Raw genomic sequence first — 26,022 nt, 5'->3', positions numbered from 1 at the left:
TCGCAGATCAGAGCAGGTGACCGCCGCCGGCCAGCTTCATCCGGTTCACGAGGTTCTTGACGTCCTGAGCGCGGCTCTTCGAGGTGACCAGCAGCACGTCGGCGGTGTCCACCACCACGACGTCCTCGACGCCCACGAGGGCGACGATGCGGTCGCTCTCCGAGACGACGATGCCGCTCGAGGCGTCGGAGAGCACCTGCGCTCCGTCGCCGAGCACGGCGAGGTCGCTGCCCCGGCCCCGGGTCAGCAGGTTGGCCACGGAGGCGAAGTCGCCCACGTCGTCCCAGTCGAAGTGGGCGGCGATGCACACCATCTTCCCCGCGGCGGCCGCGGGCTCGGCCACCGTGTAGTCGATCGCGATCTTCGGCAGCGTCGGCCACAGCCGTTCGCGCACCTCGGCGCCCCGCTCGGTGTCCCAGGCCGCGGCGATCTCGCGCAGCGCGCGCACCAGTTCGGGCTCGGCCTGGGCCATCTGGTCGAGCAGCACGGTCGCGCGCGCGATGAACATGCCGGCGTTCCAGAGGTAGCCGCCGCTCGCCAGGTACTCGCCGGCCTGTGCGGCGTCGGGCTTCTCCACGAACTCGTTCACGTCGTAGACGTCGAACGGCGCCAGGTCGCCGCGGGCCTTGCCGCAGGAGATGTAGCCGAAGCCGGTCGCGGGGTGGGAGGGGTGGATCCCGATCGTTGCGATGTAGCCCTGATCCGCAGCCTGCACAGCGGTGGTGACGGCCCGCTGGAAGAGCACTTCGCCGCGGATCACGTGGTCGGCGGCGAAGGACCCGAGGATCGCGTCGGGGTCGCGCAGCTCGAGGAGCGCCGCGGCGAGGCCGATGGCGGCCGAGGAGTCCTTGGGCTCGCTCTCGGTGATGAGGTTCTCGGGCAGCAGTTCGGGCAGTTGCTGCGCCACGGAGTCCCGGTGGGAGACGCCGGTGACGACCAGCACGCGCTCGGGCGGGGCGACGGGCGCGAGGCGGTTCCACGTGGCGCGCAGCAGGGAGTCGCCCGAGCCGGTGAGGTCGAGCAGGAACTTCGGGGCGTTGGCGCGCGACAGCGGCCAGAGCCGGGAACCGACGCCGCCCGCGGGAATGACGCAGGTGAAGCGGTTCATGGAGGTCGCGTGATCAGCACTCTCGGTCATGACTGTCAGCCTACTGTCCGGCCCGGGCCCGAGGCGAGGCGGGCGGGGTCGCACTCGCCGAACTATCCCGGCAGGGCGAGCTTTCCCCACGACAGGGAGTCGCCCGCGGCGCTTCCGCGCCGCTGAAGCCTGGGCGGGGCGTCATCGCGCAGCTCCTCCGGCAGGAATCGTTCCGGGGCGTTCTGAAAGGCGACGGGGCGCAGGAACCGGCTCACCGCGGCGGTCCCCACCGATGTGCTGGAGTCGTTCGTCGTCGCGGGCCACGGGCCTCCGTGCTGCTGAGCAGGGGTCACGGCGACACCGGTCGGCCAGTCGTTGAAGAGCACGCGCCCCGCCCGCCGAGCCAGGGCCTGCACGAGGGCGGCGAGCCCCTGCGCGGGCCAACCGTCCTCGGCCTCTCGACGGCCGAGGTGCACCGTGCCGGTCAGACTGCCCTCGATGAACTCATCGACGAGCGGCGCGAGCTCGGTGCCCTCGGGAACCTCGATGACCACGGAGAACGGCCCGAAGAGCTCCTCGGCGAGCAGCTCGCGGTGCGCGCGAAGCGTCTCGAGCGAGACCCGCGCGACGGTCGGAGTGACCCACCCCTGCTCATCTCCGTCGACGCGGATCGCACCCGGCACGAGCAGCTCCACTCCGTCGAGCGCGAGTACCGCGTCCAGACCGGAGGCGTAGGCGGCGGCGATGCGGGGGCCGAGCAAGCGGTGCTCGGAGGGGGCGGCGCCCGATGCGAGCACCGCGACCGCCTCGCCGAAGCCGCCGCCGGTCGGCGCGAAGACCAGCCCCGGCTTCGTGCACAGCTGACCGGCCGAGCCGCCGACGCTCGCCAGATACTCGCTCGCGAGAGCGGCGGCGCGCTCGTCGAGGGCCGTGCGCGTGATGAACACCGGGTTGATGCTGCCGAGCTCTCCGTAGAACGGGATCGGCGCGGGCCGCGATGCGGCGATGTCGGCGAGGATGCGGCCGCCGTGCGTCGAGCCGGTGAAGGATCCCGCGCGCACGCGGGGGTCGCGCAGCGCCGCGACTCCCGACTCCTGGCCGTGGATCACCTGGACGGTACCCTCGGGCAGCCCGGCCTCGGCGACGACGCGCCGCGCGAGGGCGGCCGTCGCGTCGGAGAGTTCGGGGTGGCCCGAGTGCGCCTTGACGATGAGCGGGCAGCCGGCCGCGAGGATCGATGCCGAGTCGCCGCCGAGCACGGAGAACGCGAACGGGAAGTTGGACGCGGAGAAGTTGAGCACGGGGCCGACCGGAATCTGCGTTCGGCGCAGCTCGGGGCGCACCCCGAGGGCGAAGTGCGGGTCGGCCTCGTCGATGCGCACGTCGAGGTGGGCGCCGGCGGCGACGGTCTCCGCGAACAGGCGCAGTTGCACCGCCGTGCGCGTCACCTCGCCGGCGAGTCTGGCCTCGGCGAGGCCGGTCTCGCGCTCGGCGATCGCGACGAGCGCGGCGCGCTCCGCCTCAAGCGCATCGGCGAGGGCGACGAGCAGCTCCGCGCGACGACGACGAGGTAGAGCGGCGAGCGCGGGAGCCGCGTCAGCGGCCCGCGCGAGGACTCGCTCGAGCGCGGCGGAGGCGGTCGGCGCAGCGTCGGCCGGTGCCTCGCGATCCTCGCGGAGCCCGACCACGAGGTCGAGCTCGACGGTCGCGTTCTTCGGCAGGCGGGGGACCCCGATGGCGGTGCGAGCGTGCCGGCCCGCGTCGCCGAGCACCGCTCCGAGCAGCTTCGACGCGCCCTCGGCGACGGCCGGTTGATCGTCGAACTCCGGGCCGCTGGCGACGTAGACCGTGAGCTTCACGATCTGCGCGACCCGGTCGAGTCCGACCGCCTGCTCGATCTGCGCGAGGGCGTTGAGCGCGCTGAGTTCGGCGGCCTCCTGAGCGCGTCCGACGCCGGAAGCGTCGGAGACGGCGCCCGTGAAAGCCACCCCGCCGTCGTGCTTCGGAATCTGTCCGGAGACGAATCCCGTGCCGTTGTGCGAGACGAACGGCGTGTACGAGTACTGCCCGCCCTCCAGCTCGGGGAGGGCGATCCCGAGCTCGGCGAGTCGGTCGTACGGGGAGGCGGCGCTCATCGGAGAGTCCTTTCGTCGGCGGGCGCGTGAGAGCACCCGCGTGGCGGTGTCCGTTCTCGCCCAGTGAAACGACTGGTACCGCACTCGTCCAGTATTGTTTTGGTTTTGAGTAATGCGCTTTCGGTATCATCGGGTGCGCAACCGAATAGTCGCCTGGGTAATGCCGCCACGGACTCAATGAATGCCGAAAGAGTGTTAGACAGGTATCTTCGATGGCTCCAATACTGAGGATCATGCTTCGTCCGCCTCATCGTCGAGGGCTCGTCGAGAGTGGATGCGCGTCCAACCCGACCTGCACCTGCGCACGTCACCACACTTCGAACTTGGGAAGGTCATGAACATCGATACTTCGAAGCCCGCCGCGGTCAGTAACCCGCAGAGCATCGCCGCTCCATCGAGTCTCACCGAGGCCATCGCCATCGCCCCAGCCCGCAAGCGGAGGGCGCTGCCCGGCGCGGTCGACAAGGGCGTCAAGGCCGTCGTCGGCATGCTCGGCATCCTCGCCGTCTGGGAGATCATCGTCCGCGTCTTCCAGATCCCGGCGTATCTGCTCGTCGGGCCCATCGCCGCCTTCGAGAAGCTCGTCGCGCAGCCCGACTACTTCGCGCTCAATGCGTGGGTGACCATCACCGAGGCACTCGCGGGCTTCGGGCTCGGCACAGGCCTCGGCGTGCTGTGCGGCGCGACGCTCTTCTACATCCCGCCGGTGCGCCACTTCCTCTACCCCGCGCTGATCGCGGTCGACACGATCCCGAAGGTCGCGCTGGCGCCCCTGTTCATCGTGTGGTTCGGATTCGGCTTCGAGTCCAAGGCGTTCGTCGCCATGGCGATCGCGTTCTTCCCGCTCGTGATCAACACGTTCGACGGCCTCTCGGCGGTGCCGAACGAACTCAGAGAACTCGCCCGCATCAACAACGCGAGCGCCTGGATGCGCATGCGCAAGATCGAGTTCTGGTACGCGCTGCCCTCGATCTTCTCCGGAGCCAAGATCTCCATCTCGCTCGCCGTCGGCGGTGCGGTGGTCGGCGAGTTCATCGCCGGCACCGAGGGACTCGGCCAGGTGATCCTGCGCGCGAACGCCCAGAGCGACCTCGCCACGATGTTCGCCGCCTTCATGGTGCTCGCGGCCATCTCCCTCCTGCTCTTCTCCCTCATCACGGTGATCGCACAGCGACTGCTGCCCTGGCGCAACCACGTCAAGTAGTCCTCGCGATCCTCTTCGATTCACAGCATCTCCGTTTCAGAAAGGAAGCACGCCCATGCGCGCAAAGAAAACAGTGGTCGCGGCAATGATCGCCGCCACCGCGCTCCTCGCCACCGGCTGCTCCGGTTCGGGCGCCACCGCCGACGGCGGCACCGACCGGGTCAGCTTCATGCTCGACGTCTCCGTCCTGCCGAAGCACGCCCCGTTCTACGCCGCGGTTCAGGCAGGGTTCTTCGCAGACCAGGGCATCGATGTCAAGATCATGCCGGGTTCGGGATCAGCCAACACCGTCGCGTCGGTCGACACCGGCCGCGTCGAGTTCGGCTGGGCCGACTACAACGTGTCGATCCTCAATCGCGCGCAGGGGGCGTCGATCCGCCAGATCAACCTCGTGCAGGGCAAGTCGGCCTACGCCGCCCTCGCCCTGCCAGGATCCGGCATCACCGGCTGGGAAGACCTCAAGGGCAAGACCGTCGCGACGGAGGGCAACGGCGCCATGGTGGCGATGTGGCCGGCGGTGCTCGACAAGCTCGGGTGGCAGGAGGGCGATGTCAACATCGTCTCGGCCGCCGGCGAGGCGAAGATTCCCGGCCTCATCGCGAAGCAGTGGGACGCGAACCTCGCACTCTCCGTCTCCGACGGCCCGACCCTCATCGCCGAAGGCTACGACCCGGTCATCTTGAACTGGGCCGACCTCGGCCTGCAGTACTACGGCAACGGCGTCATCACGTCGGAGAAGACCATCAAGCAGAATCCGGATCTCGTCAAGCGCTTCAGCACCGCGATGCAGCGGGGCTTCGCGTGGGCCTGCCAGAACCAGAAGGAGACGGCGCGGATCTTCGACCAGCAGGTGCCGGGCTTCAAGCCCAATGCGGTCGCGGACGCCGTGCAGGGCCAGTGCGACCTCATGTGGGACGACGAGAACACCGCGGCCGGCTTCGGCACGATGAGCGACGCGGGCGTGCAGAAGCAGATCGATCTCGCAGCCCAATACCTCGGCCTCGAGAACCCCGACCAGATCTCGCCCGCCGACATCTACACGAACGAGTTCCTCGAGCCCCTCGGCCCCGACGACACGATCGAGAAGCCGTCCGCGTGAGCGGTGCGGCAGGAAGGACACCGATCATGACGATCCCCGAACCGGTCATCAGCGTCCGCGACGTGGGCATGACCTACACCGCTCGCGACGGCGCGACCAACACCGTGCTGCGCGGCTGCGACTTCGACATCGCGCCCGGCGAGTTCGTCTCCATCGTCGGCCAGTCGGGCGGCGGCAAGACCACCCTCCTCAAGATCATCTCGGGCCTGCTCGAGAACACCGAGGGCGAGGTGCTCGTGCGCGGCCGAGGGGTGAAGGAGGCGCTGCGCGACATCGCGATGGTGTTCCAGAGCCCGGTGCTGCTGCCGTGGCGCAACAACCTCGCAAACGTGCTGCTGCCGATGGAGTTCCGCAAGCGCTCGACGAGGGAGGCGAAGGCGCACGCGCGCGAACTGCTCGAGCTCGTCGGCCTGGGCGACAAGGCCAAGAACTACTCGTACGAGCTCAGCGGCGGCATGCAGCAGCGCGTCTCCATCTGCCGCGCGCTCGTTTCGCACCCGGAGATCCTGCTCATGGACGAGCCCTTCGGCGCCCTCGACGCGATGACGCGCGATTCGATGAACTTCGAGCTGCAGCGCATCTGGCAGGAGACCAGGCGAAGCGTGCTGTTCGTCACGCACAGTATTCCCGAGGCCGTGTGGCTGGCGGATCGCGTGCTCGTCGTCGGCGACCGCCCCGGTCGCATCATCGCCGACATCGCGGTCGGCCTCCCGCGGCCCCGGTCGAAGGACACCCGCTACGCCGACGAGTTCGCCGAGCTGGTCGCGCAGGTCGAGGGCCTGCTCGGCGTCGAGGCAGGCATCAGCTGAACGAGTACAGGAAGATAAGGAAGGCACACACCATGGCCAAGATCATCTGCGACCCCCGCATCGTTGCCGAGCGCTACGGCTTCGTGCCGAACGAGCGACTGCTGTTCTCGGCGATCCGACTCGACTCGTTTCCGTTCGTGACGCCGCTCGTCTTCGAGGACGAGGGCGAGGAGATCCTGCTCGCCCGTCAGCAGGAGCAGGGCAACATCATCACGGGCGGCGGCGTCGACCCGGCGAAGATCCGCTTCTACGAGCCGTGGGTGACCATCGATCCGCGCCCGGTCGCCGACTATCCGGCCGCCGCGAACCTGCCGGCGCTCGTGAAGGAGCTCGTCGGCGAGCGCCCGGTCGACCTCGACCCGCGCGCGCCCTACGCGCACTACCTGAAGCTCACGGGCGAGGTCGACGTCCGCGTCGAGCTCGCCGAGGAGCGCCCGGTGCACGTCTTCGAGGTCGATCAGGCCTCGGTGCTCTCCCGCTTCGCCGGGTGGCGCGCCGCCGCCGTGCCGGTCGCCGAGCGGCTCATCGCGGAGGTCGACCATCTCGCCGGCCTCGAGCGCGAGCTCGCCGTCGAGGCCGACACCCGCTTCTCGGCGCTGCCGGAACTCGCGGAGGGGCTCGGAGCCGACGCGATCCTGTTCTCGTCGGCGCCCAACTACTCCGAGGCCACCGGGACCGTCTGGCAGCCGGGCGCCCTTGCGCTGTGGGCGGGCGGCTCGCTCTACGTCATCGCGGAGCGGCGACTGCGCGGGATCGCGGGGGCTCCGAGGGGCGCATACGGCTCCGCGGCGCAGGCGATCACCGCGCTCGCAGGCGGTCCGCGCATCGCCTTCGAGGAGCAGTGGGAGCAGAGCGCGCTCGGCATCCGCCTGACCGACGCCGGTGCGATGCTCGTGTCGGCGTCGCGCGCCCTCGGCTCGTGGCGCGACGAGCGCGACCGTGAGGACCTGCCGTTCCAGCTGATCGCGGCCCGCGCGTCGACCACCGCGATCGAGCAGGCGGTCGCGTGGGCGCACGAGCGCCTCGACGCCGGTGACGCGTTCACGGAGAACGCGCTCTACGAGCGGTACCTCGAGTTTCTCGACCGCTTCCGCCACGACGCGGGCATTCCGTTCGGCATCGAGCCGTACTTCACCAACCTGCACTCCTCGCAACGCATGCTGTTCCCCGGCCCGCCGACCGATTTCCCCATCGACGCGTCGACCACCTGCGTGCAGCTCGACGCGGGCGTCAAGGTGGTCGTGGACGGCGTCGTCGTCGCGACCTCCGACATGGCGCGCTCCGTGCTGCGCACCCCAGAGGGGCGCGAGGCCTACGGCATCCTGATGACGGCCGTGCGCGAGGCGATCATCCCGCAGCTGCGCCCCGGCGTCGTCTGCGAGGACGTGCACGCGAAGACGCTCGAGCATCTCGCGACCGTGCGCCCGCGGATGCGGGAGATCGGGCTGCTCGGCGACGAGGTCGACTTCGACGTCGAGTACAGCAAGCGCAACGTGGGGCACCTCATGGGCAAGCAGGAGTCGTTCGCGAACGAGCTGCGCCCCGGATACCGCTTCGTGCTGCGCGAGGGCTCGTACGGCGCCGCCGAGATCCCGTGGCGCTACGACCGCCACGCGATCGGCACCGAGGACCTCTGGTACATCGGCGCCGATCGCACCTACAACCTCACGCTGCGCGAGCAGTAGGGCCCCGACCCCGGTCGCCCTTGCGCGGGCCCGCTGCGGCCCGCGCAAGGGTCAGAGGCCGTCCGCCGCCTGGCTGAACTCGTGCACCATGCGACGGGTGAGCGGGCGGGTGTCATCCCCGCGCCAGACGGCGTGGAGCTCCACGGGACGCGGTTCGGTGGTCGCCAACGGCGCGTAGGTCACGCCCGCGAGGCCGAAGGCGGCCGCCGACTCGGGTACCAGGGCCACCCCGGACCCTGCTGCCACGAGGGCCACCATCGTCGGCACCTGGCTCACCGTGAAGCGGTGGCGCCAGCGCGAGATCGGCATCATGCGCGTGGCGATGTCGTAGAAGTAGCGGGCCTCGACGGGCGAGTGCATGATGATGTCCTCGTTCGCGAGGTCTTCGACGTTGATGGGGCTCGTGCGCCGCGAGAGCAGGTGCCCCTCCGGCAGTGCTACGAGCAGCCTCTCGCTGTGGATGCGTCGAGAGCCGAATTGCGCCGGGTCGAACGGCGGCCGTCCGATCGCCACGTCGATCGTGCTCTTCGTCAGCGCCTCCAGCTGGTGCTTCGTGACCATCTCGCGGAGTTCGATGGTCACGTCGGGGAGCGCCTCGGAGACGCGCGCGAGTATCGGCCCGAGCAGCCTGAACGCGCTCGATGCGGTGAAGCCGATGCGGACGATGCCGGAGAGCCCGGCGGCAACGGTCCGGGCGACCTGCGGCGCTCCGTCCGCGATGGACAGCAGGCGCCGCGCCTCTCCGAGAAACGCGCGACCCGCGTCGGTGAGCTCGACCCGGCGGTTGCTCCGGCGGAGCAGCTGCACCCCGACGGCCGCCTCCAGGCGCTGGATCTGCCTGCTGAGCGGCGGCTGGGTCATCTGCAGCCGCTCGGCCGCTCGTCCGAAGTGGAGCTCCTCGGCGACGGCGACGAGCGAGCGGACTTGATCCAGGGTGTAGGTCATGCGGTCTCCTGTGTCCGGGAACATGGCATCTCGGTACGAGGCTAGTGATGCCTTATGGGTATGTTCCAATCTATATTGAATGTTGGACAGGTATGGGAGGTCGAGCCTAGCGTTGGGGCATCGGACTACCGGCTCCGATCGCACCCGAGAAGCGGTGCGCTTGCTAAGAATCAGTGGAGGATGAACCCTTGCCCACGATAGAACCAGCCGAACTCGCGAACCGGATCGGCTCCGGGCTGCTCTCCTTTCCGGTCACCCACTTCGACGATCAGCTGCGTTTCGACGAGGATCGGTACCGCGAGCACGTCGAATGGCTGAGCGGCTATCCCGTCGCGGGGCTCTTCGCGGCGGGGGGCACCGGCGAGTACTTCTCGCTCACGCTCGAGGAGATCGAGCGCGCGGTCGGCGCGGCGGTGCATCAGGTGGCCGGCCGCGCGGCCGTGCTCGGGCCGGCCGGAGGATCGATGCGCGCGGCCATCGCGCAGGCCCGCGCCGTCGAGGCGGCGGGCGGAGACGGCGTCCTGCTCTTCCCTCCGTATCTGACGGAGGCCGGCCAGGAGGGCCTGGCGGCCTACGTCGAGGCCGTGTGCAATGCCACGGGACTGGGCGTCATCGCCTACCACCGCGCGAATGCGCAGTACTCCGCGGTCACGCTCCAGCGACTCGCGGATCGCTGCCCCAACTTCATCGGCTTCAAAGACGGCGTCGGGTCGATCGAGCAGATGACCCAGATCTACTCGGCACTGGGCGATCGCCTGACCTACGTCGGGGGGCTCCCGACCGCCGAGACGTTCGCGCTGCCGTATCTCGAGCTCGGGGTGACGACCTACTCCTCCGCGATGTTCAACTTCGTCCCGGACTTCGCGATCGACTTCTACAACGCGGTGCGTCGTCGCGATCACGGAGCGGTGTTCACGGCCCTCCGCGAGTTCGTGCAGCCTTACCTCGAGGTGCGCAACCGCGTTCCGGGGTACGCGGTCTCGATCGTCAAGGCCGGCCTTGACGCGGTCGGGCGCTTCGGGGGGCCGGTGCGGCCGCCCCTGCAGGAACTGACCGCGGCGGATCGCGAGGATCTCGCCCGAGTCGTCGAGCGAGCCGCGATGCCCGTGGTCGCCTGATTCGTGGTGACGAGGGGGTCGGGCGTCATCGTGCGCCCGACCCCCTCGGCGCTCGTGCGGATGGGGATCGGGCGGCCGAAACATCTGATGAACTGTTCCGCAGGGCGGGGCGTCCGTGTGCCGGGAGGCCCGGGGAAAGATGCCATAATGGATGCGGCGGATTCTCAGCAACGCTCGGTGACGGAGGGCGTCACGCGAAGAGAAGAGACCGTGTTGTCAGCCGTCGAGCAGCGCTCGTCGAAGCAGGACCAAGGAGGAAACTCGTGTCAGCCCACACGGCAGAGGTCGCACCGGCGGCCAAGCGGAAAAGCCGCCCGGGCGGTACGCTCTATCGCGGCAACGAGGGCATGTGGTCGTGGGTGCTGCACCGCATCACCGGCGTCGCCATCTTCTTCTTCCTCCTGGTGCACGTGCTCGACACGGCCCTCGTCCGGGTGAGCCCGGAGGCCTACAACGCCGTCATGTCGACGTACAAGACGCCCATCATGGGATTGGGAGAGGCCGCGCTGGTCGGCGCCATCGTGTTCCACGCCTACAACGGCATCCGCATCATCCTCGTCGACTACTGGCGCAAGGGCGCGCAGTACCAGCGCGTGATGTTCTGGATCGTTATCGCGGGCTGGGTCATCACCATGGCCGGCTTCCTGCCGCGTCACCTGATGAACGTGTTCTCGGAGTAGGCGAGGGAGAGACCAGACATGACGATGACGATTGAATCCCCGCGTTCCCAGGCGCCCTCGAAGAGGCGCACCAACTGGGAGAAGTGGGGCTGGATCTACATGCGCGTCTCGGGCGTGCTGCTCCTGGTGCTCGTGTTCGGCCACCTCGCCTCCAACCTCCTGATCGCCGAGGGCGGCGTGAAGGCCATCAACTTCGGATTCGTGGCGGGCAAGCTCGCGAGCCCGTTCTGGCAGGTCTGGGACACCCTGCTGCTGTGGCTCGCGCTCATCCACGGCTCCAACGGCATGCGCACGATCGTCAACGACTACGTGGAGCGGCCCGGCCTCGCGAAGACCTTCAAGGTGCTGCTGTTCCTCTCGGCGGCGCTGCTGATCCTGCTCGGCACCTTCGTGATCTACACCCTCGATCCGTGCCCCGCCGGCGCCGATCCCTCGCTCGTCGCCTCCTTCTGCAACGCGTCGTAGCGCATCACAGATTTTCCGGATCGAAGAATAGGACTCTTGTGACCACAGACACCCATCAGGGCGAGGAAGTGACCGTCAAGGACGGTGTCATCTACCATCAGTTCGACGTCGTGATCGTCGGTGCTGGCGGCGCAGGCATGCGCGCCGCGATCGAGGCGGCCCCGAAGGCCAAGACGGCGGTCATCACCAAGCTCTACCCCACCCGCTCGCACACCGGCGCGGCGCAGGGCGGCATGGCCGCGGCGCTCGCGAATGTCGAGGAGGACAACTGGGAGTGGCACACCTTCGACACGGTGAAGGGCGGCGACTACCTCGTCGATCAGGACGCGGCGGAGATCCTCGCCAAGGAGGCCATCGACGCGGTCATCGATCTCGAGAACATGGGCCTGCCGTTCAACCGCACGCCCGAGGGCAGGATCGACCAGCGCCGCTTCGGCGGGCACACCCGCGATCACGGCAAGGCCGCGGTGCGCCGGGCCTGCTACGCGGCCGACCGCACCGGGCACATGATCCTGCAGACGCTGTTCCAGAACTGCGTCAAGCTGGGCGTCAACTTCTACAACGAGTACTACGCGCTCGACCTCGTGATGACCGAGGTCGACGGCCGGAAGCGCCCCTCGGGCGTCGTCGCGTACGAGCTCGCCACGGGCGAGCTGCACGTCTTCCAGGCGAAGTCGATCGTCTTCGCCACGGGCGGGTTCGGCAAGATCTTCAAGACCACCTCGAACGCGCACACGCTCACGGGCGACGGCGTCGGCATCATCTGGCGCAAGGGCCTGCCGCTCGAGGACATGGAGTTCTACCAGTTCCACCCGACGGGCCTCGCCGGCCTCGGGATCCTGCTCACCGAGGGCGCCCGCGGCGAGGGCGCGATCCTGCGCAACGCGTCGGGCGAGCGCTTCATGGAGCGCTACGCCCCCACCATCAAGGATCTGGCGCCCCGTGACATCGTGGCCCGCTCGATGGTGCAGGAGGTGCTCGACGGCCGCGGCGCCGGCCCGCACAAGGACTACGTCTACCTTGACTGCACCCACCTGGGCGCCGAGGTGCTCGAGACCAAGCTGCCCGACATCACGGAGTTCGCGCGCACCTACCTGGGCGTCGATCCGGTGACCGAGCCGGTGCCCGTGTTCCCCACGGCCCACTACGCCATGGGCGGCATCCCCACGAACAACGACGCCGAGGTGCTGAGCGACAACACCACGGTCGTCCCCGGCCTCTACGCCGCGGGAGAGTGCGCCTGCGTGTCGGTGCACGGCTCCAACCGCCTCGGCACCAACTCTCTGCTCGACATCAACGTGTTCGGCAAGCGCAGCGGCAACAACGCGGCAGACTACGCGAAGACCGCCGAGTTCGTGCCGCTGCCCGACGACCCGGCGAGGGAGGTGCGCGAGCTCGTCGAGGGCTTCCGCACCGGATCCGGCACCGAGCGCATCGCGGACCTGCGCCGCGAGCTGCAGGAGGCGATGGACCGCGGGGCCCAGGTGTTCCGCACCGAGGAGTCGCTCACGGAGGTGCTCGGCGTCATCCACGATCTGCGCGTGCGCTACATGAACGTGGGCGTGCAGGATCGCGGCAAGCGCTACAACACCGACCTGCTCGAGGCCATCGAGCTCGGCTTCCTGCTCGATCTCGCCGAGGTGCTCACCTACACGGCCCGCAATCGCAAGGAGAGCCGCGGCGGGCACATGCGCGACGACTACCCGAAGCGCGACGACGAGAACTACATGCAGCACACGATGGCCTACCTCTCGGGCGACCCGCACTCGCCGAACCCGGAGGATCACATCCGGCTCGACTGGAAGCCCGTCGTGGTGACGAGGAACGAGCAGGGCGAGTTGAGATACCCGCCGCTGGAGAGGAAGTACTAGGCGATGAGCACCGCAACCGCTGAGGCGACGACCCCCGACGCCCCCGAGGCCCCGAAGCCCTTCACCGTCACCCTGCTGGTGCGCCGCTACAACCCCGAGTCGGGCCGCGACGCGTACTGGGAGGACTTCGACGTCGAGATGTACCCGACCGATCGCATCCTCGATGCGCTGCACCGCATCAAGTGGGATCAGGACGGCTCGCTCGCTTTCCGCCGCTCCTGCGCGCACGGCATCTGCGGGTCAGACGCCATGCGCATCAACGGGCGCAACCGCCTGGCCTGCAAGACGCTGATCAAGGATCTCGACATCTCGAAGCCCATCTACGTCGAGGCGATCAAGGGCCTGCCCCTCGAGAAGGACCTGATCGTCGACATGGAGCCGTTCTTCGCGGCGTACCGCGAGGTGCAGCCGTTCCTCGTGTCGAACACGGCCCCCGAGTCCGGCAAGGAGCGCGTGCAGTCGATCGAAGACCGGGAGCGCTTCGACGACACGACCAAGTGCATCCTCTGCGCGGCGTGCACCACCTCGTGCCCGGTCTTCTGGACCGACGGCCAGTACTTCGGCCCGGCCGCGATCGTGAACGCGCACCGCTTCATCTTCGACTCGCGCGACGAGAACGCGCAGGTGCGCCTCGACATCCTCAACGACACCGAGGGCGTGTGGCGCTGCCGCACCACCTTCAACTGCACGGACGCCTGCCCGCGCGGCATCCAGGTGACGAAGGCGATCGCCGAGGTGAAGGCCGCGATCCGCACCGGCAAGACCTCCTGACCGTGATCGCGCGGGCGGGTGCGCTGTGGCAACGGGCACAGCGCACCCGGCCCGTGCGGACGTTCTCCCACTTCACGGACGTCGGCGGCAGCGTCCTCTCAGGGGGCATGAGTTACCAGGCGCTGTTCGCGGTCTTCGCCGGCCTCTGGCTGGGGTTCGGAATCTTCGGCATCGTCCTCCGGGGCCGGCCCGAGCTGCTCGAGTCCCTCGTCACCCAGATCAACACCTTCGTGCCCGGCCTGCTGGGCGACGGGGGCGACGACGCCGCGGCCGTGCAGCTGACCACGCTGCTGCGGGCGCGCTCGCTCGATTGGACGAGCCTCGCGGCGGGCCTCTCGCTGCTGTGGGTGGCGCTCAACTGGTTCACCGGCACGCGGCGGTCGATCCGCATCATCTTCGGTCTGGAGGTGAAGCAGTACCGCAACCCCGCGCTGCTGAAGCTGAGGGACCTGGCGCTGGCGGCCTGCTTCTTCGCGGCGATCATCGTGTCGGCGGCGCTGACGGTGCTGAGCTCGAACCTCACGGGCACGGTGCTCGCGTGGGTCGGCGTGGATCCCGAGAACTGGTTCTTCGGCGGCGTGGGCGTGCTGTTGCGCTACGGCGCCATGTTCGTGTTCGACCTGCTCATCCTCCTGGCGATGCATCGCTTCCTCGCCGAGGTGCGAGTGCCGCGATGGCGGCTGCTCGGAGGATGCGCCCTCGGCGGGCTGGCTCTGCTGGGTCTGAAGGTCCTCGGCGGCGCGCTGCTGGGCGGCGTCTCGAGCAACCCGCTGCTCGCCTCGTTCGCCGTGCTCGTCGGTCTGCTGCTGTGGTTCAACCTGCTCTGCCGAACGCTGCTGCTGACCTCGTGCTGGATCGTGACGGGCGAGAATCGGGTGCTGGGGCTGCCCGAGCGAGCGGCGGCCGCCTGAAGGGGGCGCGCCGGCGTCTCACGGCCTACTCCCGCCGCATCCGCCCGGGGTCAGAGCCGGGAGATCGCGGCGGGGATCGCCTCCGCGACGTCGAGTGCGGTGATCGGGCGCCCCGCGCCGTTCGCCTCCTCGTCGCCCGAGGCGATGCGGGCGGCGAGGTCGTGCAGCAGCGCGGCTGTGATGCCGAGCGGTCCCAGCAGCTCGGGATCGGCCCGCACTTCCTCGGCGCGCGCGGCGACGAGGGCGCCGAGGATCCCGCCCAGCACGTCTCCCGTGCCGGCGCTCGCGAGCCACGGCGTGGCGGGCCCCCAGGCGAAGTCGCGGCCGCGCGGGGTCGCGACGACCGTCACCGACCCCTTGAGCAGCACCGTCGCCGCGAGGCGCTCCGCGAGGCGCAGCGCGGCGTCTCGGCGCGCGCCGGCCTCCGTCGGCGGCGGCTCGGAGCCGGCGCGCGGCGGGCGCGGCGCCCAGCCGCCCGGCAGAGCATCCAGATCCGCGTCCCGCCACAGACGCTCGAATTCGCCCGCGTGCGGGGTGAGGATCGCGGGTGCCGTCGGCCCCCCGCCCGAGCGGGCCTCCCGCACCAGGTCCAACGCGCCGGCGTCGATCACGGCGGGGGAGGGGCCGCGCAGCAGCCGCAGCAGGGCCTCGCGCTCCGCGAAGGGGCGCTCGGCCGGGTCGGTGCCGGAGCCGATCAGCCAGGCGTCGCACGGCCGCCCGCCGGGCTCGCCGAACACGGTCTCGGGTCGGGCCGCGAGCACGGCCGCGGCCGGCGGGGGAAGGCCCGGCTCCGAGGCCCGCTCCTCGATCGGCGGTGCGTAGCGCAGCAGGCCCACGCCGGTGCGCCAGGCCGCGCACACGCCGAGCACGGCCGCCCCCGGATAGCGGGCCGAGCCGGTGCGCACTCCGAGCACACCGCGCCGGTACTTGTCGTCGGCAGCGCACGGGCGCCGCAGCCGGGCGGCGGCGCGATCCGGGTTCCACCGCTCGGTCACGATCCCGACGTCTCCCCGGCGCTCATCGCCTCGGCGCGGCCGCGCTGCAGGCCCTCCAGATACGCGCGCACGGCCGACTCGAGCGCGCCGAGCGCGCGCTCAGCCGCCCTGCGCCTCCGCCTCGCCCGTCCCTGGTCGCTGAAGGTGTCGAGATAGACCTTGAGCTTGGGCTCGGTGCCGCTCGGCCGGATCATGACGCGGGAGCCGTCGTCGAGGTCGTAGCGCAGCACGTCGGCGGGAATCTCCGAGGATCCCGGCAGCAGCAGGTCCTGCGCCGAGGCCACGGCAACGCCGCCGAACTCGCGCGGGGGATCCTCGCGCACCCTCGTGGACAGCGCGGAGGCCGCGGCCATCGACTCCAGTCGCAGCGTCACCTGCGCGCTCGCGAAGTGGCCGAAGCGCTCGCTCGCCTCGTCGAGCAGATCCCAGACGGTGCGGTCCTCCGAGGCGAGCTCGCGCACCATCGCGATGGCATCGGCGCTCGCGGAGATGCCGTCCTTGTCGCGCACGATCCGGGGGTGCGTGAGGTATCCGAGCGCTTCTTCGAAGCCGAAGATCAGCCCGGGGACGCGCGATACCCACTTGAAGCCGGAGAGCGTCTCGACATAGCCGAGGCCGTACTCCCGGGCGACGGCTTTCAGCGCCGGGGATGAGACGATGGTGCACGCGAGAGTTCCCGCGACGGCTCGCGCTCCGAGCGCGGCGGAGGCGCGCTCGCGCTCCGCTGCGCGCCACCCGAGCAGCAGGCCGAGCTCGTTGCCGGTGAGGCGGCGGTACCCCGACCGCTCGTCGGGGTGGGGCAGCGCGATGGCCAGGCGATCGGCGTCGGGATCGTGCGCCACGATCAGGTCGGCATCGATGCCGCGCGCGGTGCGGTAGGCGAGATCCAGGGCGCCCGGTTCCTCCGGGTTGGGGAAGGCCACCGTGGGGAAGGCGCCGTCGGGGTGATCCTGTTGCGGCACCGGGGTGACCCGGGGGAGGCCGGCGGAGACGAAGACGCGGCGGGCGATCCGAGATCCGACCCCGTGCATCGCCGTGTAGACGACCCTGAGGCCGGTGTCGGCGCCGACCGTCTTCCCCGGGGCGTCGGGGCGCTGCGGCAGGCCGGCGAGCACGGCCGCCGAGGTCTCGGCCACGTAGGCGTTCGTGACGCCGGGGCCGAGTACGGTGTAGTCGGTGGACCGCGGGATGCCGTCGACGGGGGTCGCGGCGATCCGGTCGATGTGGGCGGCGATCTCGCCGTCGACGGGGGGCGCGATCTGGGAGCCCGAGTCGGCGTCGCCCAGATACACCTTGTACCCGTTGTCGCGGGGCGGGTTGTGGCTCGCCGTGATCATGACGCCCGCCGAGACGCCGAGGTGGCGCACGGCGAACGCGGTGAGCGGGGTGGGCCCGGGGTCGGGCAGCAGGAACGCGCGCACCCCGGTGCCCGCCATGACCTCGGCGGTGTCGCGGGCGAAGACCTCGGAATTGACGCGGCCGTCGTAGCCGATGACGATCGACGGGGGCTCGTCGGCGTCTCCGCGGGCGGCGCGCTCGAGGAGGTACGCGGCGAACCCGGTGCTGGTCTGGGAGACGACCACGCGGTTCATGCGGCGCGGGCCGGCGCCGAGGCGGCCCCGCAGTCCGGCCGTGCCGAAGGAGAGACGACCGCCGAAGGCGTCCTCGAGCTCGGCGGTCGCGTCGGTGCGGCCGTCGCGAGCCCCCGCGATGAGCCTGCGCGCTTCGGCTCGGGTCTCGGGGTCGATGTCCTGCGCGGCCCACTCGGAGGCCGCCCTCGCGAGCCGCTCGTGCGCCTCTCCGCGCGGTGACGCCGATCCCGTGCCGCCCGTGGACGTCGTCGCCATTCCGGGCATTCCCATCGCTGTCGCTCCCTTCCCGCGGCGTGCGTGCGCCGGAGTGCTCTCAAGCTACCATTCGCGCCTGGTGCCTCGCGCCTCGCGGTCCTCGGGCCGGGCGCAGGGCGCCGCCGGGCTGCGGGGGACTCTCCCTAACCGCCGGGGGGCCCGGGCGGGCGCGGGCCGGTATCGTTGGGCTCGAGGTCCCCGCAGCTGATGGCGGCCTGGACCGCGAGCCAGCACTCCGCGGTGTCCTCGATGGATGACAGATCGCGGTCGATGATCTTCTCGATGCGCGAGATGCGGGCGATGAGCGTCTGACGGTGCACGTAGAGCCGCTCCGCGGCGCGGACCCAGCTGCGATTCTCCTCGAGGAACACCCTGAGCGTCTGCGTGAGCGAGGTGCCGCGCTGCTCATCGTAGGTGCGCAGCGGGCCGAGCACCTGGCGCGCGATCCGGCGCAGCTGATCGGTGTCGTGGGGGAGGAAGAGCGAGGCGGTCGTGCTCTCCTCGAAGCGGAGCACCCGCCCGGACTGGTGATTGCGGATCAGGGCGCTGCGGGCCTGCCGCAGCGCCGCGGGGAGATCCTCGAGCTGGTGGAACTGGGCGCTCACCCCGATGCGGGCGGTCTCGTCGCTGAGGGCCTCGAGCACGCGATCCACCCGCTCGCTCGCGTGGGCGAGGACCAGGACCTGGCCCTCCTTGATGGTGGCGAGCGCCGTCGCGCGATGCGCGGAGAACCCGGCGTACACGCGGTCGAGCGTCGAGCGCACGTCGTCGTTCTCGATCACCGCGAGCAGGAAGGGGGGCTCGATGTCGTACGTCGCCACGAGCCGCGCCGCGGGTTCGGACGGGACCGATCCGCCGCACAGCTCGGCCAGCAGCAGCGAGCCGTGCAACTGCTCGGCCTGCTGCATCACGTGCTCGGCGTGCTCCGTGCGCACCGCATCGGCGACCGCCATCGCGAGCGTGATGAACGGTACCTCGTGCGCGGTCTGGAGCACCGGGAAACCGATGTGCGCGGCGTAGGCCAGCGCCGGTTCGGTGATCGGCGTCTCGAGCATCTCCTCGTCGACGGTGACGGCCGCGATGCCGGCGGCGTTCATGCCGGCCAGATAGGCGCACTGGTCGTCCGTGGTCGCGGGCACGCCCATTCCCGTCGTCATCACCAGGGCCCCGCGCCCCAGCCACTTCCAGGGCTCCCGCAGTTCGCACACGTGCGCCCAGGTGATGGCGCGTTCCTCGCCGACTCCCGGTGTCAGCGAGACCGTGCGCGCTGCGGGCAGTGCGAGGAACGACCCGACGGTGAAGGTCATGCTTCCAGCATAGATTCGGCCACCCGGGTCACGAGGGGATTCCGGCCTCGATCGCGGCGGCGGCCCGGTATCCCGAGGAGACCGCGCCCGAGAGGGACTGCGCGAGGCCGGTGTGCTCTCCCGCGAGCGCGACGCGGCCGGCCGGCCGCGCGAAGACCTCGGCGTCCTCCGCGCTCCAGTCGAGCCCCGGCGCGGTGTAGGCGCCGCGCGTCCAGGGGTCGTCGGCCCAGGTGGTGAGCAGCGCCTCTCCGTCGATCTCCAGCTCGGGGCGCATCTCGCGGAGCGCGCGCACCCAGCCCGCCGGCCCCTCCGTCACGCCGAGCGCCTCGAGCGCGAACGGGCCGCCCGCGAACGACGAGAGCGCGTCGATGCGGTGCTCGCCGTCGACGGAGAGGGATCGCCACGACCACCAGGTGTGCTCGGCGTTCTGCAGGGCGATGTCGTCGTCGGCCCGGCTGAGCGGCACGCCGAGCTTCGCCGCCACGCCCATGAACCGGTGGTCGAGGGCGCGCTGCTGCGCCTCGGGCAGCGCGAACCCCAGCTCGAGGTCGCGCAGGATCGGCAGGGGCACGGCCAGCACGGCGGCGTCCGCGTCGAGGCGGCCCCCGTCTCGCAGCCGCACCTGCACGCCGGTGGCCGACTGATCGACGCCCGAGACGGGATGCTCGAGCCGGACGCCTCCTCCGAGTCGGCGCGCCAGCTCGTTCGAGAGCGTCTGGTTGCCGCCGACGAATCGTCCGCCGTCCTCGACGTATCCGTTCGCGGTGGACGACTCGTGCAGCAGCACCGCCTCCGCGCTCACGAGCTCGGGATCCGCCGCCGCCGAGGTGGTGATGCGCCGGTACACGGGGTCGAGGCGGTACCCGGATCCGAGCGCCTCCGCGCAGGCCCGCTCGAGCGATACCCGGGTCTCCCCGTCGGCGAGCATGCGGGCGAGCGTCGCGCGCAGCCGCTCGCTCGTGGCGTCGAGCTCGTCGGACGAGATGACGCGCCCGTTCACGGTGCGGCGCCCGTAGCGCACGTTGTGCGACATGATCGGCACGCCGACCTCGGCCGAAAGCCTGCGGATCGCGAACTCGGTGGGGAAGACGTACTCGCCGCCCCGCTCGGTCACCTCGCCGTTGCCGAGCCGTTCCGACCAGGTGCGCCCGCCCACGCGATCCCGCGCCTCGAGCACGGTGCACCGGTGCCCCGCCTTTTCCAGCTCCCACGCCGCGGTCAGACCCGCGAGGCCGGCACCCACGACGACGATGTCCATGCGCGTTCCTCCTCGAACTGCTTGCACTGCACTGTTCCATGGTATGGTTGGCGGCCCGGTCGAGATGGTGGAAAGCGGCACGAGCGGCCGAATCCTTATGTTCGTACTACGGCCGGACGGGGCGATGTACGAATCTATGAAATATGTCCGCCGCGGTAACGAAGGAGTAACGGCAGCGGTATCCCCGTCGGCGGTTGCTGCTAGCTTCGATGACACCTGCCGGGTCGGGGGCGACCGGATCCCGAGGACGAGACGTCCGGGCGGTGGGGCCACAATCACGATGAAGTGAGGAACCATGTCCACTCTGAAGAACCCCAAGACCCGTCGCGGCATCGCGTTCATCGCGGGCACCGCGGCGCTGGCGCTCACGCTGGTGGCGTGCAGCGGAGGCGGCGGGCCCGCCGAGCCGGCCCCCGAACGCGACCTCGGCACCCCCGTCGCGGGCGAGGTCAAGGAGGGAGCGCTCGACGGCGTCACGCTCACCTTCGCCGGATCCGGCGGCGTCTTCCAGGACGGGCAGACCCAGGCGCTCTGGGATCCGTTCGCCAAGGCCTCGGGCGCCACCGTCAACCAGGACGCGTTCGACGCCGGCAAGCTCAAGGCGATGGTCGACAGCGGCAATGTGAGCTGGGACATCGTCAACACCACCCAGTTCGACACGGCCCGCGGCTGCGGCACCCTCTACGAGAAGTACGACTACTCCCAGATCGACACCTCGAAGATCCCGAAGGGCACCATCACCGACGACTGCATGGTCCCGCAGATCCTGTACGGGCTCGTGCTCGTCTACAACACCGACAAGTTCGGCGACAACCCGCCCACGAGCGCGGCCGATTTCTTCGACACGAAGAAGTTCCCGGGCAAGCGCACGGTCAGCCAGTCGACCTACGTCGATCCGCAGACCGTGGAGTTCGCGCTCACCGCGCAGGGCAAGGACATCAACAGCATCACCGTCGACGACATCGAGGGCGCCTTCAACATGTACCGGGATCTCGGCGACAACGTGATCGGCTGGACGACCGGTGCCCAGGCGCAGCAGCAGCTGGAGGCCGGCGAGGCGGTGATGGGGCTCGTCTGGTCGGGCCGCGGCTACGGGGCCGCCGCCGCGGGGGCGCCCGTCGCCCCGATGTGGAACGAGTGGATGATCATGGTCGACTCGAACGGCATCCCGAAGGGCGTCAAGGACAAGCAGGCGGCCTTCGCCGCGGTCAACTACTCGATCGGGGCCGAGCAGCAGGCGAAGATGACCGAGCTCACCTCCTACGGCGGGGTGAACGTCGACGCGAAGCCGCAGATGGACGAGCTGCTCAAGCAGTGGATGACCACCGAGAACCTCGACACCGGCATCGCGCCGAACGTGGATTTCTGGGTCAAGAACTACGACGCGCTCGCCGCCGCCTGGGCCGGCTGGGCGACCGGCAACTGATCGACATGACCGAGAGCACCGTCACCGGGGGCGTCGCGCAGGCGAGCGCCGTCGCCCCCGGTGCGGATGCCGGGGGGCCGAAGAAGCGGGGGCCGAGGAACTGGCGCCCGCTCCTCCTGCTGCTGCCGGCGTTCGTGATCGTCTCGCTGTTCTTCCTGGCGCCGCTCATCGACGTGTTCATCCGCTCGGTGACCGATCCGCGCCCGGGCGTGCAGAACTATGTGTGGCTGTTCACCACCGATGCCAACATCAACGTGGTCCTGCGCACCTTCGGCACCGCGATCCTCGTGACTCTCGTGTGCCTGGTGCTGGCCTACCCGTACGCCTACCTCATGACGATCGTCTCGGACCGAACGCGGGGCGTGATGCAGTTGTTCATCATGATGCCGCTGTGGACGAGCATCCTGGTGCGCACGCTGGCGTGGATGGTGTTGCTGCAGGACACGGGCCCCATCAACGGGTTGCTGGCCGCGTGGTTCGGGATCGGCCCGATCCCGCTGATCCGCACCACCTTCGGCGTGGCGCTGGGCATGTGCCAGGTGCTGCTGCCGTTCATGGTGCTGCCGCTGTACTCGTCGATGGCGAAGATCGACAAGCGCCTGATGCCGGCGGCTTCGAACCTGGGGGCGAATCCGGTGACCGCGTTCTTCACGATCTATCTCCCGCTGTCGCGGCCCGGCATCTTCTCGGGCGGGGTGACGGTGTTCATCCTCGGACTGGGCTTCTACATCATTCCCGCCCTGCTGGGGTCCTCGAGGGAGATCATGATCTCCGCCCTCATCCAGCAGCAGATCAGCGTGTTCCTGATGTGGGGGCAGGGGACCACGCTCGGCGTGTTCCTGCTGGTGTGCACGATCCTGATCCTCGTCGTCGTATCGCGGTTCAACAGGAGCGGCAGTCTGTTCCCGGGGGTGGACCGGTCATGATCACGAAGCGCCTGCTGGGGGTGTTCGCGGTGCTGATCGTGCTCTGGCTGATCCTGCCGACGCTCGTGATCGTGCCGATGTCGTTCAACGAGGCGCCGTCGTTCAACTTCCCGCCCAAGGGGTTCTCGACGCGCTGGTACGAGAACTTCTTCACCGACCCGAGCTGGGTCAGGTCGCTGCTCTCGTCGCTGCAGGTGGCGCTGCTGACGATGCTGGTGGCGACGACGGTCGGGGTGCTGGCCGCGCTGGGCCTGTCGAAGCTGAGGTTTCGCGGCAAGGGGCTGCTGGAGGGGTACTTCCTGCTGCCGCTGATCGTGCCGGGAATCGTGCTCGCGGTGGGGCTCTACTCGCTGTTCCTGCGGATGGATCTGCTGGGCACGCTGCCCGGGTTCGTGCTGGCGCACACGATCGTGTCGATGCCGCTCGTGATCACGAACGTCATGGCGTCGCTGCAGGGCATGGATCCGCGGCTGGAGCAGGCTTCGGCCAGCCTGGGGGCGGGCCGGACGCGCACCTTCTTCAGCATCACCCTGCCGCTGATCGCGCCGGGCGTGACGGCGGGCGCCCTGTTCGCGTTCGTGACGTCGTTCGACGAGGTGATCCTGTCCCTGTTCATCCAGAGCCCGACGCTGCAGACGCTGCCGGTGAAGATCTTCAACAGCACGACGCAGACCAACGACCCGACGGTGGCCGCGGTCGCGGTGATCACGATGCTCACCTCGGTGGTCGTCATGCTCATCGCGCAGCTCGCCACGAGGAAGAGAAAGCGACCGGTAGCGTGAACGCCATGACCCACAACGACATCCCCGTGCCCGACGGCCACGAGCGGGAGCTGCGTGCGGAGGGGCTGAACACCTCCGCGATCCACGCCATCGGCGAGGCCGGCATCAGCCTGAAGCAGGTGACCAAGCGGTACGGCGAGAAGGCCGTGGTCGACGAGATCGACCTCACGATCGAACCGGGCGAGTTCATGACCTTCCTGGGGCCGTCGGGATCCGGCAAGACGACCACCCTCAACATGATCGCGGGGTTCACCACCGTCACCGAGGGGTTCCTGCACATCTACGGCAAGCCCGTGGCCAAGCTCCCGCCGCACAAGCGCGACATCGGCATGGTGTTCCAGAACTACGCCCTGTTCCCGCACAAGACCGTGTGGGAGAACATCGCCTACCCGCTGCAGCGCCGCAAGCTGAGCAAGGCGCAGCAGCGGGAGCGGGTCGCCGCGACGCTCGCGATGGTGCGCATGGGCGAGTACGGCGATCGCTACCCCTCGGAGCTCTCGGGCGGCCAGCAGCAGCGCGTCGCGCTCGCCCGCGCCCTGGTCTACGAGCCCCGCGTGCTGCTGATGGATGAGCCCCTCGGCGCGCTCGACAAGAAGCTGCGCGAGTGGCTGCAGGGCGAGATCAAGCGCATCCACCGCGAGGTCGGCTCCACCTTCGTGTACGTGACGCACGACCAGGAGGAGGCGCTGTCGATGTCGGATCGCATCGCGGTGTTCAACAACGGCAGGATCGAGCAGGTCGGCACCGCCGAAGACCTCTACGAGGCTCCCCAGACCCTGTTCGTCGGCCGCTTCCTCGGCGAGTCGACGGTGCTGCTCGGCAAGGGCGCCGTGGTCGGCGAGCGGCAGACCGCGATCGACGTCTCCGGACACCGCGTCGTCGCGAACGGGCAGGGCAGCCAGGAGGATCTGGCGATCCTGATCCGGCCGGAGAACCTGCGCCTCGAGCCCGCGGGGACCGTTCCCGCGGAGAGCCAGAATGCCATCCCCGTGACCATCACCGACGTGACCTACCTCGGAGCCTCGCGCCGCTACGCGGTACGCCTGCCGGACGGCGGCGAGGGCGCGGTGCGCCTGGGGCAGGACGCCCGCATCCACAACCGCGGTGACCAGGTCGCCATGATGTGGGACATCTCCTCCGGTGTGCTGCTGGCCGACACGGGCGAGGCGGGGGAGTCGACGACGTAGGCGCGCTGAGGCGCCGCGTCGTCGCCGCGGATGGCCAAAGGCGGATATCGCACGTCGATCCCGAGGATCGCGTGCGATATCCGCCTTTCAGGGTGAGCGGGGCGCGCGTGCGCTACGCCTCGATGTCGACGTCCTTGGTCTCGGGGGTCAGGAGGAGCGAGACGAAGGTGAGCAGCGCCGCGCCGGTGAGGTAGAGCCCCACGTAGACGGGGCCGCCGTCGGCGAGGCCCCACAGCCACAGCGCGATGATCGGCGCGAGGGCGGCGCCCAGGATCGACGACACGTTGTACGCGATCGCCGATCCCGTGTATCGCACGTTCGTCGGGAACATCTCCGGCAGGAACGCGCCCATCGGCCCGAAGGTGAGCCCCATGAGCGTGAAGCCGAGCGCCAGGAAGAACATGACCGTCGCGGTGCCGCCGCCGAGCAGCGGCACGAAGGCGAGGCCGAAGAGCGCGATGGCGCCGGTGACCCGGACGAGCATGCGACGGCGGCCGAAGCGGTCGGCGAGCGGGCCCGAGACGAGCGTGAACACGCCGAAGAAGACCACGCCGAAGATCAGCATCAAGACGAAGCCGTTGTACGTGTAGCCGAGGCCTGGCACGTCGGCGTCGACGGGGCGCGTGCCCAGCGTGAGGGTGTACGAGGTCATGAGGTAGAACAGCACGTAGGTGGCGAGCATCGCGAAGGTGCCGAGGATCAGCGCCCTCCAGTGGTGCCTGAACGCCTCGGCGAGGGGCAGGCGCTTGACCCGGCCGGTCTGCTTCGTGCGCTCGAACGCGCTCGACTCGACGAGCCGGAGGCGCACCCAGAGGCCGATGATCACCATGACGGCGGAGAACAGGAACGGCACGCGCCATCCCCAGCCGAGGAACGCCTCGGAGGGCTGACCGGGATTCGCGGGGTCGGCGAGCGCGATGCTGATGCCGAGGAAGACGGTGTTGGCGATGATGAAGCCGAGCGGCGCGCCCAGCTGCGGGAAGGTGCCGTACCAGGCGCGCTTGCCCGATGGCGCGTTCTCGGTCGCCACGAGCGCCGCCCCCGACCACTCGCCGCCGAGCGCGAAGCCCTGCGCGAGGCGCATGATCAGCAGCAGCCCGGCCGCCCAGGCGCCGACCTGCGTGTACGTGGGCAGCAGGCCGATGAGGAAGGTCGCGATGCCCATGGTGAGCAGGGAGGCGACGAGGGTGGTCTTGCGGCCGAGCCGATCGCCGAGGTGCCCGAAGAAGACCGCGCCGACCGGTCGGGCGAGCATCGCCGCGCCGAACGTCGCGAAGGAGGCGAGGAGCGCGGTGGTCTCGTCGCCCGTCGGAAAGAAGAGGCGCGGGAAGACGAGCACCGCCGCGGTGGCGTAGGCGTAGAAGTCGTAGAACTCGATCGTGGTTCCGACGAGGCTCGCGACGATGACGCGGGATCGGGAGTTGCGGGGCGCGGCGGGGGCTGAGGTTGCGGTGTGGGACACGGACGGCTTTCGGTTGCGTGCGGCGCGCTGGCCGCCGCTGCGTCGGTGTGGCGTCGATGGC

General features: G+C 69.8%; 22 protein-coding genes. 14 read left to right on the top strand and 8 right to left on the bottom strand.

From position 1 onward, the window contains the following. Positions 1–7 precede the first annotated feature (7 nt). Both D1J51_RS03460 and D1J51_RS03455 read right to left on the bottom strand, forming a co-directional pair. Positions 8–1,138, bottom strand: coding sequence for a mannose-1-phosphate guanylyltransferase (locus D1J51_RS03460; RefSeq protein ID WP_119073774.1), 1,131 nt, complete (start codon positions 1,136–1,138; stop codon positions 8–10). 62 nt (positions 1,139–1,200) lie between these two features. After that, positions 1,201–3,213, bottom strand: a complete 2,013-nt coding sequence (locus tag D1J51_RS03455) for an aldehyde dehydrogenase family protein (protein WP_119073773.1) — start codon at positions 3,211–3,213, stop codon at positions 1,201–1,203. A 334-nt stretch (positions 3,214–3,547) separates the two neighbouring features. Between D1J51_RS03455 and D1J51_RS03450 the strand changes: the two genes are divergently transcribed. The 4 genes from D1J51_RS03450 to D1J51_RS03435 are packed head-to-tail and all read left to right on the top strand — an operon-like array spanning position 3,548 to position 8,010. Further along, positions 3,548–4,417 carry an ABC transporter permease gene (locus D1J51_RS03450; RefSeq protein ID WP_119073772.1) on the top strand — a complete coding sequence of 290 codons (870 nt, stop codon included), beginning with the start codon at positions 3,548–3,550 and terminating at the stop codon, positions 4,415–4,417. Positions 4,418–4,472: 55 nt separating this feature from the next. After that, positions 4,473–5,516 carry an ABC transporter substrate-binding protein gene (locus tag D1J51_RS03445; protein WP_119073771.1) on the top strand — a complete coding sequence of 348 codons (1,044 nt, stop codon included), beginning with the start codon at positions 4,473–4,475 and terminating at the stop codon, positions 5,514–5,516. Positions 5,517–5,542: 26 nt separating this feature from the next. After that, positions 5,543–6,325, top strand: a complete 783-nt coding sequence (locus tag D1J51_RS03440) for an ABC transporter ATP-binding protein (RefSeq protein WP_205547676.1) — start codon at positions 5,543–5,545, stop codon at positions 6,323–6,325. A gap of 32 nt (positions 6,326–6,357) precedes the next feature. Beyond that, positions 6,358–8,010 carry a M24 family metallopeptidase gene (locus D1J51_RS03435; RefSeq protein ID WP_119073770.1) on the top strand — a complete coding sequence of 551 codons (1,653 nt, stop codon included), beginning with the start codon at positions 6,358–6,360 and terminating at the stop codon, positions 8,008–8,010. Positions 8,011–8,061: 51 nt separating this feature from the next. Here D1J51_RS03435 and D1J51_RS03430 read toward each other — a convergent pair whose 3' ends face one another. Further along, complete coding sequence (locus D1J51_RS03430) at positions 8,062–8,955, bottom strand: LysR family transcriptional regulator (protein ID WP_119073769.1); 894 nt, start codon at positions 8,953–8,955, stop codon at positions 8,062–8,064. 188 nt (positions 8,956–9,143) lie between these two features. Between D1J51_RS03430 and kdgD the strand changes: the two genes are divergently transcribed. From kdgD to D1J51_RS03400, 6 genes are all read left to right on the top strand, one after another. After that, the gene (kdgD, locus tag D1J51_RS03425) at positions 9,144–10,073 is read left to right on the top strand and encodes a 5-dehydro-4-deoxyglucarate dehydratase (RefSeq protein ID WP_119073768.1); all 930 of its coding nucleotides are present in this window, start codon (positions 9,144–9,146) and stop codon (positions 10,071–10,073) included. A 263-nt stretch (positions 10,074–10,336) separates the two neighbouring features. Beyond that, positions 10,337–10,753, top strand: coding sequence for a succinate dehydrogenase, cytochrome b556 subunit (sdhC, locus tag D1J51_RS03420; protein ID WP_119073767.1), 417 nt, complete (start codon positions 10,337–10,339; stop codon positions 10,751–10,753). A gap of 18 nt (positions 10,754–10,771) precedes the next feature. Beyond that, positions 10,772–11,218: a succinate dehydrogenase hydrophobic membrane anchor subunit gene (locus D1J51_RS03415; RefSeq protein ID WP_119073766.1), complete on the top strand. Its 447-nt coding sequence runs from the start codon at positions 10,772–10,774 to the stop codon at positions 11,216–11,218. 38 nt (positions 11,219–11,256) lie between these two features. Further along, entirely contained in the window at positions 11,257–13,089 is a 1,833-nt protein-coding gene (gene sdhA, locus D1J51_RS03410; RefSeq protein ID WP_119073765.1) for a succinate dehydrogenase flavoprotein subunit, read from the top strand. A 3-nt stretch (positions 13,090–13,092) separates the two neighbouring features. Continuing rightward, complete coding sequence (locus tag D1J51_RS03405; RefSeq protein WP_119073764.1) at positions 13,093–13,860, top strand: succinate dehydrogenase iron-sulfur subunit; 768 nt, start codon at positions 13,093–13,095, stop codon at positions 13,858–13,860. Next, positions 13,749–14,771: a YihY/virulence factor BrkB family protein gene (locus D1J51_RS03400; protein ID WP_371414071.1), complete on the top strand. Its 1,023-nt coding sequence runs from the start codon at positions 13,749–13,751 to the stop codon at positions 14,769–14,771. Before D1J51_RS03405 ends, D1J51_RS03400 begins: the two co-directional genes overlap by 112 nt. 50 nt (positions 14,772–14,821) lie before the next feature. On the opposite strand, the gene D1J51_RS03395 is transcribed toward D1J51_RS03400, so the two are convergent. From D1J51_RS03395 to D1J51_RS03380, 4 genes are all read right to left on the bottom strand, one after another. Continuing rightward, on the bottom strand, positions 14,822–15,766 hold the full coding sequence (locus tag D1J51_RS03395) for an ADP-dependent NAD(P)H-hydrate dehydratase (protein ID WP_119073763.1): 945 nt from the start codon (positions 15,764–15,766) through the stop codon (positions 14,822–14,824). Further along, the gene (locus tag D1J51_RS03390) at positions 15,763–17,622 is read right to left on the bottom strand and encodes a phospho-sugar mutase (protein WP_240422866.1); all 1,860 of its coding nucleotides are present in this window, start codon (positions 17,620–17,622) and stop codon (positions 15,763–15,765) included. Before D1J51_RS03390 ends, D1J51_RS03395 begins: the two co-directional genes overlap by 4 nt. Before the next feature lie 134 nt (positions 17,623–17,756). Next, the gene (locus D1J51_RS03385; RefSeq protein WP_119073761.1) at positions 17,757–18,920 is read right to left on the bottom strand and encodes a PucR family transcriptional regulator; all 1,164 of its coding nucleotides are present in this window, start codon (positions 18,918–18,920) and stop codon (positions 17,757–17,759) included. Positions 18,921–18,948: 28 nt separating this feature from the next. Next, the gene (locus tag D1J51_RS03380) at positions 18,949–20,178 is read right to left on the bottom strand and encodes a flavin monoamine oxidase family protein (protein WP_119073760.1); all 1,230 of its coding nucleotides are present in this window, start codon (positions 20,176–20,178) and stop codon (positions 18,949–18,951) included. Positions 20,179–20,473: 295 nt separating this feature from the next. Here D1J51_RS03380 and D1J51_RS03375 point away from each other — a divergent pair, with 295 nt between their 5' ends. Genes D1J51_RS03375 through D1J51_RS03360 form a run of 4 tightly spaced genes read left to right on the top strand, consistent with a single transcriptional unit; the run spans position 20,474 to position 24,499 of the window. After that, positions 20,474–21,604 carry an extracellular solute-binding protein gene (locus tag D1J51_RS03375; RefSeq protein WP_119073759.1) on the top strand — a complete coding sequence of 377 codons (1,131 nt, stop codon included), beginning with the start codon at positions 20,474–20,476 and terminating at the stop codon, positions 21,602–21,604. Positions 21,605–21,609: 5 nt separating this feature from the next. Continuing rightward, positions 21,610–22,530, top strand: a complete 921-nt coding sequence (locus tag D1J51_RS03370) for an ABC transporter permease (protein ID WP_119073758.1) — start codon at positions 21,610–21,612, stop codon at positions 22,528–22,530. After that, the gene (locus tag D1J51_RS03365; RefSeq protein WP_119073757.1) at positions 22,527–23,312 is read left to right on the top strand and encodes an ABC transporter permease; all 786 of its coding nucleotides are present in this window, start codon (positions 22,527–22,529) and stop codon (positions 23,310–23,312) included. Before D1J51_RS03370 ends, D1J51_RS03365 begins: the two co-directional genes overlap by 4 nt. A gap of 5 nt (positions 23,313–23,317) precedes the next feature. Further along, entirely contained in the window at positions 23,318–24,499 is a 1,182-nt protein-coding gene (locus tag D1J51_RS03360; protein ID WP_119073857.1) for an ABC transporter ATP-binding protein, read from the top strand. Positions 24,500–24,611: 112 nt separating this feature from the next. Here the strand turns inward: D1J51_RS03360 and D1J51_RS03355 are convergent, their stop codons facing one another. After that, positions 24,612–25,961 (bottom strand): MFS transporter, encoded by a 1,350-nt coding sequence (locus tag D1J51_RS03355; RefSeq protein ID WP_119073756.1) that lies wholly within the window; start codon positions 25,959–25,961, stop codon positions 24,612–24,614. Between the last annotated feature and the right edge of the window lie 61 nt (positions 25,962–26,022).

This window comes from Leucobacter sp. wl10 (assembly GCF_003569785.1).
Taxonomy (GTDB): Bacteria; Actinomycetota; Actinomycetes; order Actinomycetales; family Microbacteriaceae; genus Leucobacter.
This window is presented reverse-complemented; position numbering and strand designations above follow the sequence as displayed.

Excerpts from the sequence above, each read along its gene's own strand:
- D1J51_RS03390 (WP_240422866.1), bottom strand. The coding sequence starts at position 17,622 with ATGCCCGGAATGGCGACGACGTCCACGGGCGGCACGGGATCGGCGTCA.
- D1J51_RS03440 (WP_205547676.1), top strand. The coding sequence starts at position 5,543 with ATGACGATCCCCGAACCGGTCATCAGCGTCCGCGACGTGGGCATGACC.
- D1J51_RS03445 (WP_119073771.1), top strand. The coding sequence starts at position 4,473 with ATGCGCGCAAAGAAAACAGTGGTCGCGGCAATGATCGCCGCCACCGCG.
- D1J51_RS03415 (WP_119073766.1), top strand. The coding sequence starts at position 10,772 with ATGACGATGACGATTGAATCCCCGCGTTCCCAGGCGCCCTCGAAGAGG.
- D1J51_RS03455 (WP_119073773.1), bottom strand. The coding sequence starts at position 3,213 with ATGAGCGCCGCCTCCCCGTACGACCGACTCGCCGAGCTCGGGATCGCC.
- D1J51_RS03385 (WP_119073761.1), bottom strand. The coding sequence starts at position 18,920 with ATGACCTTCACCGTCGGGTCGTTCCTCGCACTGCCCGCAGCGCGCACG.
- D1J51_RS03430 (WP_119073769.1), bottom strand. The coding sequence starts at position 8,955 with ATGACCTACACCCTGGATCAAGTCCGCTCGCTCGTCGCCGTCGCCGAG.
- D1J51_RS03380 (WP_119073760.1), bottom strand. The coding sequence starts at position 20,178 with ATGGACATCGTCGTCGTGGGTGCCGGCCTCGCGGGTCTGACCGCGGCG.
- D1J51_RS03360 (WP_119073857.1), top strand. The coding sequence starts at position 23,318 with ATGACCCACAACGACATCCCCGTGCCCGACGGCCACGAGCGGGAGCTG.
- D1J51_RS03450 (WP_119073772.1), top strand. The coding sequence starts at position 3,548 with ATGAACATCGATACTTCGAAGCCCGCCGCGGTCAGTAACCCGCAGAGC.
- D1J51_RS03435 (WP_119073770.1), top strand. The coding sequence starts at position 6,358 with ATGGCCAAGATCATCTGCGACCCCCGCATCGTTGCCGAGCGCTACGGC.
- D1J51_RS03405 (WP_119073764.1), top strand. The coding sequence starts at position 13,093 with ATGAGCACCGCAACCGCTGAGGCGACGACCCCCGACGCCCCCGAGGCC.
- D1J51_RS03370 (WP_119073758.1), top strand. The coding sequence starts at position 21,610 with ATGACCGAGAGCACCGTCACCGGGGGCGTCGCGCAGGCGAGCGCCGTC.
- D1J51_RS03460 (WP_119073774.1), bottom strand. The coding sequence starts at position 1,138 with ATGACCGAGAGTGCTGATCACGCGACCTCCATGAACCGCTTCACCTGC.
- D1J51_RS03365 (WP_119073757.1), top strand. The coding sequence starts at position 22,527 with ATGATCACGAAGCGCCTGCTGGGGGTGTTCGCGGTGCTGATCGTGCTC.
- D1J51_RS03375 (WP_119073759.1), top strand. The coding sequence starts at position 20,474 with ATGTCCACTCTGAAGAACCCCAAGACCCGTCGCGGCATCGCGTTCATC.